Source organism: Streptomyces adelaidensis (assembly GCF_016598475.1).
GTDB classification, from domain to species: domain Bacteria; phylum Actinomycetota; class Actinomycetes; order Streptomycetales; family Streptomycetaceae; genus Streptomyces; species Streptomyces adelaidensis.
This window is the reverse complement of record NZ_JAEMUX010000075.1, coordinates 1-14651: the sequence shown is the minus strand read 5'-3', so window position 1 is coordinate 14651 and position 14651 is coordinate 1. Positions and strand designations below refer to the sequence as shown.

Genomic DNA, 14651 nt, shown 5'->3' with positions numbered 1-14651 from the left:
CACATTCGACACCGAGCACTTGTTCCATCGAGGGGCGCCGACGCCCCCGCCAGGGGCGCGGGGAACTGCGCGACCAGCCCACGGACGACCCGCAGCCGACAACGAGCAGGACCCCGACGGCGCCCCCGCAAACCGCTACGCGCGCCCCGCCGCCTTCTGGCTCTTGCGGGAGACCGAGTCGATGACCACCGCACCCAGCAGCACCGCACCGGTGATCATGTACTGGATCGACGTGTTCATGTTCAGCAGGTCGAGACCGTTCTGGATCGACTGGATCACCAGCATGCCCAGCAGCGCCGACCACACCGACCCACGCCCGCCGAAGAGGCTGGTGCCACCGATGACCGCGGCCGCGATGGCCAGCATCAGCGTGTTGCCGCCACCGGCGTTGAGCGTCGCGCTCGCCGTCTGACCGGCGAAGAACATGCCGCCGATCGCCGCGAACATGCCGGAGATACCGAACACGGTGATCCGGATCAGCGGCACGTTGATACCCGCGCGCCGCGCCGCCTCGATGCCGCCACCGACCGCGAAGACCTTGCGGCCGTACGGCGTACGCCGCAGCACGAAGTCGACGATGACGAGGCACGCGAGGAAGATGACCAGCGCGTTGGAGACGCCCCGCGCGTTGTTCAGCACGGCCGCGGCCACGAACGACGCCACCGCGAGGGCGCCCACGCGCAGCAGGATCTCGCTGGTGGGCCGGTACGGAACCCCGGCCGCCCGGCGGCGGCGCTGCTCACCGAAGGAGCCCACGGCCATGGACGCGACACCGAGGCCGGCCAGGATGTAGGCGCCGACGATGGCCTGGTCCATGAAGAAGGAGCCTTGGCCCAGCAGTTGGACCGGACCCTTGTCGTCCGGGATGTTGATCGTGCCGCTCGAACCGAGCAGCCACAGCATCAGACCGTTCCAGCCGAGGAAGCCGGCCAGGGTCACGACGAACGCCGGTACGCCGATCTTCGCGAAGAACCAGCCGTGCAGGGCGCCGATGCCGATGCCGGTGATGATCGTGAGGATCAGCGCCAGCCAGGAGTTCATGCCGTGGGTGACCACGAAGACGGCGAAGACCGTGGACGCGAGGCCGCTGACCGAGCCGACCGACAGGTCGATCTCGCCGAGCAGCAGCACGAACACCAGACCGATGGCGAGCATGCCGGTGGCCGACAGGAAGTAGCTGATGTCCGAGAGGTTGCCGGCGCTGAGGAAACGATCGTTCTGCAGCTGGAAGATCGTCCAGATGACGATCAGGCCGACGAAGACCGGCAGCGAGCCCAGCTCGCCGCCCTTGATCTTGCGCTTGAACTCGGTGAGGTAGCCCTTGAGGCCTTCTTCGCGGATCAGCAGCCGGGGGTCGACGACGGTGACCGGGGCGGCCGTGGGGTCGTCGGCGGGAGCGACCGTCTTCTGGCCCTTCACGACACCCTCGGTTCCGGCGGAATCGTCCTTCACGGTCTTGGACGTGTCGCTCACTTTGCCGCCTCCGTGGTGCGACGCCCCGCACGACGGGTCACGGCGTTCTCCGTGGCGCCCGTGATGGCGGCGATGATCTCTTCATGGCTGGTGTCCTTCACCGGGAAGGAACCGTTGTTCTTGCCCAGGCGCAGCACGGCCACGGTGTCCGCGACCGCCTTCACATCGGCCATGTTGTGGCTGATGAGGATGACACCGAGGTTGCGGTCGCGCAGCCGCTCGACCAGGTCGAGGACCTGCGCGGTCTGCTCCACACCGAGGGCGGCGGTGGGCTCGTCGAGGATCACGACCTTGGGGTCACCGATCAAAGAGCGGGCGATCGCCACGACCTGACGCTGACCACCGGAGAGGCTGGCGATCGGGATACGGACGCTCGGGATGCGGATGGAGAGCGTGCTCAGCAGTTCCCGGGCGTTCTTCTCCATCGACACCTCGTCGATGACGCCCCTGCGGAGCAGTTCGCGACCGAGGTACAGGTTGCCGACCACATCGAGGTTGTCGCACAGAGCGAGGTCCTGGTAGACCGTCGCGACGCCGAGGCCCTGCGCGTCGTGCGGCTTGTTGATGCTGACCGGGTTGCCGTCCCACTCGATGACGCCCTCATCGATGGGATGCACACCCGCGATCGTCTTGACCAGGGTCGACTTTCCGGCGCCGTTGTCGCCGACCAGGGCGACCACTTCTCCGGCGTGAACCTCCAGTTCGACATCGGTGAGTGCCTGAACCGCACCGAATCGCTTGGAGACTCCGCGCAACGCCAGCACGGGCGTAGCGGACACGTGAACCATCTCCTTCGCCGCCTGACCGGCGGGGATGCCGCGCTTGAGATCAGGCGCGGAGGAATGTGCTTGTCGCACAAGGCTTACAGGGGGACATGCGCAGATCCGCCGCACTCGGGCAGCGGTTCCGTCCGACGCCCGCCCCGGAAGCGGGGTCTGAAGTGGGGCGGGCGTCGGACAGGTCTCTACGGGACCGCGCGGGGCGGTCACGCCTCAAGTGGCTACTTGAGGCCGGCCGCCGTGCAGGCCTTGGCGTACTCGGGGGTGCAGATGTCGGCGACGGTGTACAGCTTGTCCTTGATCACCGTGTCGTTGATGTTGTCCTTGGTGACCGACACCGGGGTCAGCAGCTGCGAGGGCACCTTGTCGCCGGAGCCGCTGGTCAGCGTCGTGGTGGCGAGGTCCTTGATGTCCTTGCCCTCCAGCAGGTTCACCGCGAGCTGGGCGGCGGCGTCGGCCTCCGGCTTGAAGGCCTTGTAGACGGTGCTGGACTGCGTGCCCGCGACGATGCGCTGGATACCCGCGAGCTCGGCGTCCTGACCGGTCAGCGGGATGCCACTGATCCCGGCGCCCTTGAGCGTGGTGGCGATACCACCGGCCATGCCGTCGTTGGCGGCGTAGACGCCCGCGATGCTCTTGGCGCCGATCTGCGTGATGGCGGCGGACATCTTCTGGCTGGCGACGGTGTCCTTCCACAGGCCGGACTGCTCGTAGGCGATGTCGACCTTGCCGTCGAGGGCCTTGTGGGCGCCTTCCTTGAACTGCGCGGCGTTCGGGTCGGCGTCGTCACCGTTGATCATGACGACCTTCGACTTGGCGGTCGCCTTGTCGCCGAGCGCGGTGAGCAGGGCCTCACCCTGGAGCTCACCGACCTTGACGTTGTCGAAGGAGACGTACGCCGAGACCGGGCCCTGGGCCAGACGGTCGTAGGCGACGACCTTGATGCCCTTGTCGACCGCCGACTGGATGGAGGACTTGATGGCGGCGGAGTCCTGGGCGCTGATCACGATCACCTTGACACCCTTGGTGATCATGGTGCTGACCTGCTGGGCCTGCTTGGCCGCGTCGCCGGCCGCGTTCGCGTACTCGACCTTGCAGTCGGAGCACAGCTCCTCGACCTTGTCCTCGAAGAACGGGCGGTCGAACTTCGCGTAGCGCTCGGTGACGCTGTCCGGGAGCAGCAGACCGATGGTCTTGCTGTCCGAACCGCTTCCGCTGCTGTCCGAGTCGTCGTCGCCGGCCTTGCCGCAGGCGGCGACGGAGAGCGCCAGCGAAACCGCGGTGGCGCCGATCACGACTCTACGCATCGTTGCGTTCATGTGGGTTGTGCCTCCCTGACACGGGCCGCAGCACTGCGACCGAGGTGACTGGAAGTCAACTCGGCCACACGTGCGACGTCAAGAAGTAAATCCTTACGGCTTGGCAACGGCGTGTTTCGTTCTCTAAGTGAAGGCAGGGGTTGCTGCAGTGAGGGTCCCGTCCAAAAGGGTTGAATCACCCATCTCGCTCAGGGCCAGGGCCAAGGCCCCGAGGACCTCGGCTCGGCCGCCAAGTGACCCTGGCAACACCGAGAGTTGACGCGCGGCACTCGGGATCGCGTACCGGCCGACCGACTCCCTTATGGGTCCGAGAACCAGCTCTCCGGCCTCGGCGAGATCGCCACCGAGAACCACGCGGCTCGGGTTCAACAAATTACAGAGATTGGCGACTCCACTTCCGATGTGTCGGCCGACATCGGCGATCACCCGACGGCAGCCCGGATCCCCGTCCCTCGCCAACCGCACGACGCCTTCCATGGTCAGATCGGTGCCGTGACTGGACTGGAGGAGCGGCAGCACATAGCGCGCCGCGGCGAACGTCTCCAGGCAACCGCGGTTCCCGCAACGACAGACGGGGCCTGATTCATCAAGAGTAATATGCCCGATTTCTCCCGCTGTGCCACCCGGGCCCCGGTAAATCTTGCCATCGATCACCAGTCCGGCACCAACGCCGCTGGACACCTTGATGTACGCCAGGTCGCGCACCCCCCGGCCGCTGCCCCAGACGAGCTCGCCGAGGGCGCCGAGGTTGGCGTCGTTGTCCACGTGCACCGGGACGCCCAGGCGGGCGCGCATCTCGGCGGCGGGCTTGGTGCCGGTCCAGCCCGGCAGGATGGCGGTGGAGCCGAGCGTCCCGGACTCCACGTCGATCGGGCCGGGCACGCCGAGGCCCACGCCGGCGATCTTCGAGGCGTCGACGCCGGTGGCCTCGACCAGCCGGGTGACCAGCTGTTCCGCCCGGTCGAAGCCCTGCGTCGAGGAGGCGTCCACATCCAGCGGCTCGGCCTCCTCGGCGAGCACCTGATGGGCGAGATTCCCTATCGCGACGCGCAAATGCGTATGCCCGAAGTCCACGCCTATGACGATGCCGGCGTCCCCGCTGAGCGAGACCGCGCGCGCCCGGCGGCCACCCGCCGATGTGGGCGTGACCTCGACGGTTCCACGGTCCTTCAGCTCGCGCACGATGTTGGAGACCGTGGCAGCGGACAGGCCGGTCGTCCTGGCGATCTCCGCCTGCGTCAGCGATCCGGCGAGGCGCACCGCCCGGACGACGCGTTCGAGATTTGCTCGGTGCAGCGACGACTGCGACCCCGGAGTCTCCATCGACTCATCCACTCCCGTCCCAGGCCGGGCGACCCCGACGCCGCCCGTGACCCGGCTCACAGCTGCGAAACCCGGGTCACTTACAAGTTGTGAACTCCAAGCTCCGCTGAACGGGTTACCGCAGTCAAGTCCTTGACGGAAACTGAGGTCACCGAATGACCACTAAATGTCACTCTGCGGCTACTTGAGGGTCGCACGCACGGTCTATTTCAGGGTCGCAGAGGTGAGGCGGTCCCGCCTGGTACCGGAGAGTCACTTCAGCGCCCCGGCCGTCAGCCCCTGCACCACCTGCCGCTGGAACACGATGTACGCCGCCAGCACCGGCAGCATCGCCATCACCAGGCCGGCGAAGAGGCCGGACCAGTCGCCCTTGTAGCCCTGACTGACGGCCAGCTGGACGAGTCCCTGGGTGAGCACCCGCTTGTCCGGATCGGTGTTGAGGACCGTGGGAAGCATGTACTGGTTCCACTGGCCGAGGAAGTTGAAGATGCCGACGCTGATCAGGCCGGGCTTGGCCATGGGCATCATGATCTGGAAGAAGGTCCTCGTGTGCGAGGCGCCGTCCACGAAGGCCGCCTCCGCCACCGACGTCGGCAGTGTGCGGAAGAACGCCGTCAGGAAGAACACCGTGAAGGGCAGCGAGTACGCGATGTAGACCAGGATCAGGCCGTGGATCGTGTTCAGCAGGCCCATGTTGTTCACGACGTAGAACAGCGGCACCAGCGCCAGCATGATCGGGAAGCTCATGCCGCCGATGAACAGGAAGTAGATGAAGCGGTTGCCCGGGAAGTCGAAGCGGGCCAGCACGTACGCCGCCATCGAACCGAGCACCAGCGTGCCGATGAGCGAACCCCCCACCACCAGGATCGTGTTGAGGAAGTAGTCGCTCATATTGGCCTCGGTCCAGGCCCGCGACCAGTTGTCGAAGTGCAGTCTGTCCGGCAGCGACCAGGGTGACCTGAAGATGGAGCGGTCGTCCTTGAAGGACGTCATCACCGCCCACAGCAACGGCATCACCACCATGATCGCCCAGATGATCAGGATCGCGTGCGAGAAGACGTTGAGGGTGGCGCCCTGCTTCTTCTCCTTCCGACGCGGCCCGGCCGGGCCGTCGACCTTGACGACGGAGGCACCGGACTCGGCCGGTACGGGGGCGGGGGTCTCGGCGGTCTTCATCAATTCAGTACTCCAGCCGCTCGCGTCGGCCCAGCCGCATCACGATGGCGGCGAAGGCCAGCGTGACGACGAGCAGGGCGACGCCGATCGTGGTGGCGTAGGCGGCCTGCCCGTCGCGGAACGCCTTCTGGTACACGTAGAGGACCATGACCGTGGTCGAGTAGTCCGGGCCACCGGGCCCGGTCGTCATGATCTGCACGACCGCGAACGCCTCGGCGCCGAGGGCGAGGATGCCCACGTAGATCCAGCCGGACTGCACCGTGTCCCACAGCAGGGGCAGGGTCACCCGGAAGAACGTGGTGGCGCGGCCGGCCCCGTCGAGCAGGGCGGCCTCGTACATCTCCGTCGGGATGGAGGCCATGCCCGCCGAGAAGAGGACCACGAAGAAGCCGACCGTGGACCAGACCAGCACCGCCATCACGGCCCACAGGGCCAGGTCCGGATCGCCCAGCCACAGTGGCTGGACGCTGTCCAGCCCGATACCCCGCAGGATCGAGTTGATCGCGCCGCTGTCCGGGTTGTACGCGAAGGCGAACAACAGCGCCACGATCGCGATCGAGAGCACCTGCGGAAAGAAATAGACGATCTTGTAGAAGGACGAGCCACGGACCCCGGTGACGACCGGGCCGCCCTTCCGGTGACGGCCCCCCACATTGATCATGAAGGCGAAGAACAGCGCGAGACCGATCGTCACCACCGGCAGCACCAACGCGAACAGAAGACTGTGCTGCAGCGACTTCCAGAAGATCGTGTCGTCGAGCATCCGCTCGTAATTGTCGAACCCGACCATCTTGAATTCGGGGCTCAGACCGGTCCAGTCCGTGAACGAGTAATAGATGGACTGGATGAAAGGCCAGACGACGAAAAGTGCGTAAAGTCCGAGGGGCACCGCAAGAAACCCCACGATGAACCGGTACTTGCCGTGCTGCATTACCACCGACCCCGATCTGCGCGCGGACCCGGCCGCCAGGGCCCGCCCGGGACGGGTGCCCGGGACAGGCCCTGGTGGCGATTCCTCACTGGTGCTTGTAGTGCTTGATCGACGAGTCCTTGGCGGCCGCGTCGGCGAAGCCCTGGATCTTCTTGATGGCCTCGGCCGGCGTGAGCCGCCCGGCCATCATCTCGCCGAGCCCCGCCACACCGATCTGCTCCTTCTGCAACTGCACGTACCAGTCCTGGATACGCGGATTCACCACGTTGTCACCGGCCTTCTCCAGGGCCGCGACACCGGACTCGAGGCCGGGGGTCAGGGTGATGCCGTCGGTGCCGCCGTTGTACGCGGTCAGCGACTTGACCTTGCTGGTGAAGTTCCTGGACGACGCCTCGCTGAGCATGATGCGCAGCTGCTCCATACCGCCCGCGCCGTTCTTCGCCTTGGCCGGGACGATGAAGGGCTCGCCGCCGGAGGCCCAGATGGTGCCGAAGGGCATCTTGTCGGAGGAGTCGAGACCGGTGGGCGCGGAGACGGCCAGGTCGAAGTCCGACGGGATGACCTTCGCGGACTCGTTCTCCACCCAGGAGCCGTTCGGGATGAACAGCGCCTTGCCCTCGGCCCAGGCGGTCTGCGACTGGATGTGGTCCAGTCCTGGGGTTCCCTTGAGGATGTAGCCCTTCTGGTAGAGCTCGTAGTAGGCGTCGAAGCACGCCTTGACCGCCGGGTTCTTCCAGGCGTTCGGTTCCAGGTTGTCGATCGAGTCGAGGACCTCCCGGCCGCCCACCTTGGCGATCATCGGGTAGAGCGAGAAGGGGATGTAATACGGGTACTTACCCGCGTACGTCCAGCCCGCCATGCCCTTCTTCTTGGCCTTCTCGCAGACCGTGAGCATCTGGTCCCAGGTCTCGGGGTACTGCTCGTCGAGCGAGTCCAGGGCCTTCCGCGAGTACCAGACGCCGTACACCGTGTAGGCGTAGTACATGATCCAGACAGGGTCGCCGTCGAACTGCCCCATCTCAACGATGCCCGGGCGCAGCGTGTCGCGGACCTTCTTGTCGGCGTCGTCGTAGGACGGGGCGTCGAGGAGCGGGGTGAGGTCGGCAAGCTGGTTCTTGCCGACCAGGACGCCCATGTCCATCTGCTCGGCGCCGGAGTTGTCGATCAGGTCGGGCGGGGTGCCCTGGTTGAAGCGGGGCTGGAGCGTGGACTGGATCTTCTGGGTGGCGGAGAACTTCACGCTCGCCTTGGGGAAGTTCTTCTCGTAGATCTTCACCGCGTCCTCGGCGTACTCCTTGCCGAAGCCGCCGTCGAACAGCACGAACTCCATCCGCGCGCTGTCGTTGACGGCGAGCGGGTTCTTCGCGGTCTTCTCGCCCGCCTCGGCCTTCTCCTCGCCGTCTCCGCCGCTGCTGGCACAGGCCGACAGGAAGCTCATCGTAGGGACGGTGATCAGGCCCAGCGCAGCGGAACGCTTGATCAGGTCGCGGCGGCCGACGCCTTCGGGGCCGGTGGCGCCGATGTCCTCGGCGCCGTTGTCGTTCTCAGCCGTAGTGGATCCCATGCTCAAGTCCTCGCCTTCTCCAGGACTCAGGCGGTGAACCGGATCCTCCCGGCACCGCGGTCGGTTCAAGCTGGGGTCGTGCGTGAGGATTCAACAGGGGCAAGACCGCGGTCGGCGCGCGGACACGTCCGCGACCGCCGGTAATTCCCCCCAGGTAGTGCCCGTCCGCAGCTGTGCGACCACTATGCGGACGCCGACAGGTATAGTCCACTTCCTGTCGAGGGGGCAAGATCGAATGCAAGGTTGACCATCGGTCTTTTCCGAGTTGAGACCTCTTGGAAATATGAGCGCCCTTGCACCGCCCGACCGGAAAATCCCCGCCATTCGACCCGGATGGCGCACTCAACACCCTTGACATCACTCGTCACTTCAACCCCTACTGGTCCCTGCGTTAAACGATCGACAACGTTGTCCTTCTTTGATCACTTCTTGATCGAAAACGGTCTGCTGGACGTAGGGAGAGTGCTCGCCGATGCGGCACAGACGGGGTTCCACGGCGGCGCTCGGCGCCGCCGCGTTCGCTCTGGTGGTGGCCTCGCAGGGCGCGGCCATGGCGTTCCCGGACCGACCGGCGACCGGTGAGCGGGAGTTCAGCTCCTCGTTCGAACCGGACGACCCGGCTCCGGACTGGCTCAGTACGGTCGACACGGCACCGGACGGCTCCCGGCGGACATCCGGCGTCGACGGCGGCTACACCACCGGCATCCCCGGCAACATCACCGACCACGTCACCGACGTCCGGGCGAGCGGCGAGAACACCTCCGGCGGCGAGGTGAAGGAAAACCTGGTCGACGGCGAGCCCGGCACCAAGTGGCTCAGCTTCCAGCCCACGGGCTGGGCGGAGTTCGACCTCGACAAGCCGGCCAAGGTCGTCACCTACGCGCTGACCTCCGCGAACGACTTCGAGACACGCGACCCGAAGGACTGGACCCTGCGCGGCTCCGCCGACGGCAAGGACTGGCGGACCCTCGACACCCGCTCCGGGGAAACCTTCGGGGAGCGGTTCGAGACGAAGTCGTACGACCTCCCCGGCGACGCGGCGGCCGAGTACCGGCACTACCGGCTGGACATCTCGAAGAACAACGGGGCCTCCACCATCATCCAGCTCGCCGACGTGCAGTTCTCCACCGGTGGCGGGCAGGAGCCCGCGCCGAGGGACATGCTGTCTCTGGTCGACCGGGGGCCGAGCGGCTCGGCGACCGCGAAGGCGGGCGCGGGCTTCACCGGCGAGCGGGCCCTGCGGTACGCGGGCCGGCACACGGCGGACGGCCGGGCGTACTCGTACAACAAGGTCTTCGACGTGGATGTGGACGTCGAGCGGGACACCGAGCTGGCGTACCGGATCTTCCCGTCGATGGCGGAGGGCGATCTGGACTACGACGCGACGAACGTGGCGGTGGACCTGGTCTTCACCGACGGCACCTCGCTCAGTGAGCTGCGGGCGGTCGACCAGCACGGATTCCCGCTGTCGCCGCGCGGCCAGGGCGCGGCGAAGGTGCTGTACGTCAATCAGTGGAACGACGTGGTCGCGCGGATCGGCTCGGTCGCCGCCGGGCGGACCGTGGACCGGATCGTGGTGGCGTACGACTCCGCGAAGGGGCCGGCGAGGTTCCGCGGCTGGCTCGACGACGTGACGCTGCGGGTGCGCGCGCCCGAGCGGCCGAAGGCCCATCTCTCCGACTACGCGGTGACCACCCGGGGCACCAACTCCAGCAGCGGTTTCTCCCGCGGCAACAACTTCCCCGCGACGGCGGTACCGCATGGCTTCAACTTCTGGACGCCGGTGACCAACGCGGGCTCGCTGAGCTGGCTGTACGACTACGCGCGGGCCAACAACGCCGACAACCTGCCGACCGTCCAGGCGTTCAGCGCGAGTCATGAGCCGAGCCCCTGGATGGGAGACCGGCAGACCTTCCAGGTGATGCCGTCGGCCGCCACCGGCACCCCCGACCTGGGCCGTACAGCGCGGGCGCTGGCCTTCCGGCACGAGAACGAGACGGCCCGGCCGTACTACTACGGGGTGCGCTTCGAGAACGGCGTCAAGGCGGAGATGGCGCCGACGGACCACGCGGCGGCGCTGCGCTTCAGCTATCCCGGCGACGACGCGAGCGTCCTCTTCGACAATGTGACGGACCAGGCGGGCCTGACCCTGGACAAGGCCGAGGGGGTCGTGACGGGTTTCTCGGACGTGAAGTCCGGGCTGTCGACGGGCGCGACCCGGCTCTTCGTGTACGGGGTGTTCGACGCGCCGGTGACGGACGGCGGCTCGACCGGGGTGAAGGGCCACCTCCGCTTCGACGCCGGCGCGGACCGCTCGGTGACCCTCCGGCTGGCCACCTCCCTCATCAGCCTCGACCAGGCGAAGGACAACCTGCGCCAGGAGATCCCGGACGGCACGCCTTTCGAGACGGTGAAGGACCGGGCGCGAGCGCAGTGGGACCGCGTTCTGGGGAAGGTGGAGGTCGAAGGGGCCTCCCCCGACCAGCTCACGACGCTGTACTCCAGCCTCTACCGGCTGTACCTGTACCCCAACTCCGGCTTCGAGAAGGTCGGTTCGCAGTACCGGTACGCCTCGCCCTTCTCCCCCATGACCGGCCCGGACACCCCGACGCACACCGGCGCGAAGATCGTCGACGGCAAGGTCTACGTCAACAACGGCTTCTGGGACACCTATCGGACGACCTGGCCCGCCTACTCGCTGCTGACGCCAGGTCAGGCCGGTGAGCTGGCCGACGGTTTCGTGCAGCAGTACAAGGACGGCGGCTGGACCTCCCGCTGGTCCTCGCCCGGCTACGCGGACCTCATGACGGGCACCTCGTCGGACGTGGCGTTCGCCGACGCGTATGTGAAGGGCGTCGACTTCGACGCGGAGTCGGCGTACGAGGCGGCTCTGAAGAACGCCACGGTCGTCCCGCCGTCGGCGGGCGTCGGCCGCAAGGGCATGGCCACCTCGCCCTTCCTCGGCTACACGAGCACCGACACCCACGAGGGCCTGTCCTGGGCGCTGGAGGGCTGTCTCAACGACTACGGCATCGCCCGGATGGGCCAGGCCCTGTACCGGGAGACGGGCGAGAAGCGCTACCGGGAGGAGTCGGCGTACTTCCTCAACCGGGCCAGGAACTATGTGGAGTTGTTCGACGCCGAGGCCGGCTTCTTCCAGGGCCGGGACGGCACGGGAGCCTGGCGGCTCGACTCCTCGAAGTACGACCCCCGCGTCTGGGGCCACGACTACACCGAGACCAACGGCTGGGGCTACGCCTTCACCGCACCGCAGGACAGCAAGGGCCTGGCGAACCTGTACGGCGGCCGGAGCGGGCTGGCGAAGAAGCTGGACACCTACTTCGCGACCCCGGAGACGGCCTCCCCCGACCTCGTCGGCTCCTACGGCGGAGTGATCCACGAGATGACCGAGGCCCGTGACGTCCGCATGGGCATGTACGGCCACTCCAACCAGGTCGCCCACCACGCGATCTACATGTACGACGCGGCCGGGCAGCCGTGGAAGGCCCAGGAGAAGGTCCGCGAGGCGCTCTCCCGCCTCTACGTCGGCAGCGACATCGGCCAGGGCTACCACGGCGACGAGGACAACGGCGAACAGTCCGCCTGGTACCTCTTCTCCGCGCTCGGCTTCTACCCGCTGGTGATGGGCAGCGGCGAATACGCCGTCGGCTCACCGCTGTTCACCAAGGCGACGGTCCATCTGGACAACGGGCGGGACCTGGTGGTCGAGGCCCCGAAGAACAGCGCGAAGAACGTGTACGTACGAGGTCTGAAGGTCAACGGCAAGGCGTGGACGTCGACTTCACTGCCGCACGCGCTCATCTCCAAGGGCGGGGTCCTGGAGTTCGACATGGGTCCGAAGCCGTCCCGCTGGGGCACGGGCGAGAGCGCCGCGCCGGTGTCGATCACGAAGAACGGCGAGGTGCCCGCGCCGCGCTCGGACGCCATCGAGGGCGAGGGCGAGCTGTTCGACGACACGTCGTCGACGAAGGCATCGGTGAAGACCGTGCCGCTCCCGGTCCCCGCCCGCACCAAGGCGGTCCAGTACACGCTCACCTCGTCCGACCGCACCGAGGCACCCACCGGCTGGACCCTCCAGGGCTCCACGGACGGCACCCGCTGGCGGACCCTCGACCGACGCTCCGGAGAATCCTTCACCTGGGACCGCCAGACCCGCGCCTTCTCGCTCCCCGCCCCGAAGACGTACGGGCACTACCGGCTGGTCCTGGACGACACGGCGACACTGGCGGAGGTGGAGCTCCTGTCCTGACGCCCGGGCGACGACATGCGCCCGGGTGTCGTCCGGCGCCGGACCGTCCTGACGGTCCGGCGCCACCCGACCCCAACCCGCTTGACGTCGTTGGCCGTTGAAACGATAGAGTCATGTTCAGACCACTCGACAACGTTGTCCTTGTCCAGTCCTTCGGTCTCCCGAGCCACATTCCCTCCGCGCCCGGTCTCCCCCGTACCGGGCGCGGCTCGCGGACCGGGTGAGCACGCACCGCCCGCTCACCCGGTCCGCCCCGAGCGCGGGGCCCGTCCCGCGGATCGGGCCCGGTCAGCCCACCCGGCAGGGCAGCGTCGCCGCGGGATCACCTCCCGACCCCTGTACGACGTACCCGAACGTGGCGGTTTCGCCGGGGTCCAACGACCCGTTCCAGTCGGCGTTGTGCACCATCACGTCCTGTCCGGAATAGGTCGGGCTGCCGCTCCAGAGGCTGTCGACCTTCTGCCCGGTCGGCAGTGTCCAGTTGACCATCCAGCCGAGCATCGGCACGTCGCCGGTGTTGGTGACGACGACCTCGGACTGGTAGCCGCCGGTCCAACTGCCCGTCGTACGCCGGGTCGCGGCGCACTCGCCCGGTACCGGTTCGGTGGGGTTGCCGGGCTCCTTGATGCCGGTCACCTCGCCGTTGCCGCCGTCGAAGACGATGTCGGAGCAGGAGTAGAAGGTCTCCGCGCTGTCGGAACGCTGCCAGACCATGTAGACGATGTGGCGGCCCGACTTGTTGGCCGGAAGCTGCCCGGTCCAGGAGTAGTTGGCCTCGACCGTGCCCGGGCTGCCGTTCAGCGGCGGGTGGTCGACGCTCAGGAACGGCTGCTCCTCCATGTCGTTCCAGGTGAGCGTCTTCGTCGGGTCGAAGCCGTCCTTGGTGATGTAGACGTAGAACCAACCGGGGTGCGCCGCCCACGCGTTGTACGAGAAGTCGACGGTCGCGCCGGAGGTGAGGTGGGTCAACGGCCAGTCTGCGCTGGGGGTGTTGAACCCGGTGAAGTTGGTGTTGCCGCCGCTGCACAGCTGGCCGTCGGGGACGAAGCCCCGGGTGCGGCCGGCGCCGTCCGAGCGGAGCACCGAGAACCAGTTGTAGAACGGGGTCGTCCCGCTCACCTGCTGTGCGGAGCGACAGGCCGGGTTGACCGGTTTGATCTCCCCGGTGTCGGTCAGCCCGTCCTGCCAGCACAGGAAGGTACGACTACCGGGCTTCATCGGGGTGCCGTGCGCCTCCGCCTTGCCACTGCCCGCCGTGACGACCAGGCCGAGCGCCGGGATCGTGGTCACGAGGGCGAGCAGAACGAGGAGGAGTGCGCGGTGGCGGCGGGGTAGCTTTAATCGTAGATTTGTCACGAGCATGACAAGGCTCCTTGCGTGTACGGCTCTTGGGTACGTGCGCGTGTGCCTGTGTATGTACGTGTGGATGCGCGTGTGCCTGTGGACGCACGTGTGGGTGTACGTCCGCGTGTGGCTGGATGGGTGGGGGTGGGAGCCGGTCCGGGCAGCGGGTTCCGGTCCGCCGCTCGGTATGGGAGCGCTCCCACCCCCACCTTCTTCGGAAGCTAGCGCGGAGTGGTGTGCTTGTAAACGCCTGACGCGTACCGACGCACAAGGGCCGCACCCGGAGGGGCGCGGCCCGTGCGATGACAGGAACACTCTCGTACGACGGTGGGACCCGGCGTACGGTCAGCTCACCGGTGGTGAGGTGACGAAAGGAGATGCTGTCGAAGGAGCTCCATTCCGTAGTCGTTGCCGCACGCCCAGGGGAGGACGGCCGCGCGAGACGACTGTGGAGGCGGAAGCTGAGGCGCAA

The 14651-nt window shown here is 67.3% G+C and carries 9 protein-coding genes; 1 reads left to right on the top strand and 8 read right to left on the bottom strand.

Annotation, left to right across the window (positions count from 1 at the left end):
* Positions 1-135: 135 nt before the first annotated feature.
* From I8N67_RS31915 to ngcE, 7 genes are all read right to left on the bottom strand, one after another.
* Positions 136-1473 carry a sugar ABC transporter permease gene (locus tag I8N67_RS31915; RefSeq protein ID WP_200307727.1) on the bottom strand — a complete coding sequence of 446 codons (1338 nt, stop codon included), beginning with the start codon at positions 1471-1473 and terminating at the stop codon, positions 136-138.
* A complete protein-coding gene (locus I8N67_RS31910) occupies positions 1470-2261 on the bottom strand; it encodes an ATP-binding cassette domain-containing protein (RefSeq protein ID WP_200307726.1) in 792 nt (263 codons plus the stop codon). Before I8N67_RS31910 ends, I8N67_RS31915 begins: the two co-directional genes overlap by 4 nt.
* Positions 2262-2473: 212 nt before the next feature.
* Entirely contained in the window at positions 2474-3571 is a 1098-nt protein-coding gene (locus I8N67_RS31905; RefSeq protein WP_372443847.1) for a sugar ABC transporter substrate-binding protein, read from the bottom strand.
* 123 nt (positions 3572-3694) lie between these two features.
* A complete protein-coding gene (locus I8N67_RS31900) occupies positions 3695-4894 on the bottom strand; it encodes an ROK family transcriptional regulator (RefSeq protein ID WP_200307746.1) in 1200 nt (399 codons plus the stop codon).
* Positions 4895-5146: 252 nt separating this feature from the next.
* On the bottom strand, positions 5147-6070 hold the full coding sequence (locus I8N67_RS31895) for a carbohydrate ABC transporter permease (RefSeq protein WP_200307725.1): 924 nt from the start codon (positions 6068-6070) through the stop codon (positions 5147-5149).
* A 4-nt stretch (positions 6071-6074) separates the two neighbouring features.
* Complete coding sequence (locus I8N67_RS31890) at positions 6075-7001, bottom strand: carbohydrate ABC transporter permease (RefSeq protein WP_200307724.1); 927 nt, start codon at positions 6999-7001, stop codon at positions 6075-6077.
* Positions 7002-7086: 85 nt separating this feature from the next.
* Positions 7087-8565: an N-acetylglucosamine/diacetylchitobiose ABC transporter substrate-binding protein gene (gene ngcE / locus I8N67_RS31885; RefSeq protein ID WP_200307723.1), complete on the bottom strand. Its 1479-nt coding sequence runs from the start codon at positions 8563-8565 to the stop codon at positions 7087-7089.
* A gap of 472 nt (positions 8566-9037) precedes the next feature.
* Here ngcE and I8N67_RS31880 point away from each other — a divergent pair, with 472 nt between their 5' ends.
* Positions 9038-12835 carry a GH92 family glycosyl hydrolase gene (locus I8N67_RS31880; RefSeq protein ID WP_200307722.1) on the top strand — a complete coding sequence of 1266 codons (3798 nt, stop codon included), beginning with the start codon at positions 9038-9040 and terminating at the stop codon, positions 12833-12835.
* A 288-nt stretch (positions 12836-13123) separates the two neighbouring features.
* Here the strand turns inward: I8N67_RS31880 and I8N67_RS31875 are convergent, their stop codons facing one another.
* Positions 13124-14197: a lytic polysaccharide monooxygenase auxiliary activity family 9 protein gene (locus I8N67_RS31875; protein ID WP_200307721.1), complete on the bottom strand. Its 1074-nt coding sequence runs from the start codon at positions 14195-14197 to the stop codon at positions 13124-13126.
* Positions 14198-14651 lie beyond the last annotated feature (454 nt).

Coding starts and splice junctions, on each gene's coding strand:
- I8N67_RS31900 (WP_200307746.1), bottom strand. CDS start 4,894: ATGGAGACTCCGGGGTCGCAGTCGTCGCTGCACCGAGCAAATCTCGAA.
- I8N67_RS31880 (WP_200307722.1), top strand. CDS start 9,038: ATGCGGCACAGACGGGGTTCCACGGCGGCGCTCGGCGCCGCCGCGTTC.
- I8N67_RS31890 (WP_200307724.1), bottom strand. CDS start 7,001: ATGCAGCACGGCAAGTACCGGTTCATCGTGGGGTTTCTTGCGGTGCCC.
- I8N67_RS31895 (WP_200307725.1), bottom strand. CDS start 6,070: ATGAAGACCGCCGAGACCCCCGCCCCCGTACCGGCCGAGTCCGGTGCC.
- ngcE (WP_200307723.1), bottom strand. CDS start 8,565: ATGGGATCCACTACGGCTGAGAACGACAACGGCGCCGAGGACATCGGC.
- I8N67_RS31910 (WP_200307726.1), bottom strand. CDS start 2,261: ATGGTTCACGTGTCCGCTACGCCCGTGCTGGCGTTGCGCGGAGTCTCC.
- I8N67_RS31875 (WP_200307721.1), bottom strand. CDS start 14,197: ATGCTCGTGACAAATCTACGATTAAAGCTACCCCGCCGCCACCGCGCA.
- I8N67_RS31905 (WP_372443847.1), bottom strand. CDS start 3,571: ATGAACGCAACGATGCGTAGAGTCGTGATCGGCGCCACCGCGGTTTCG.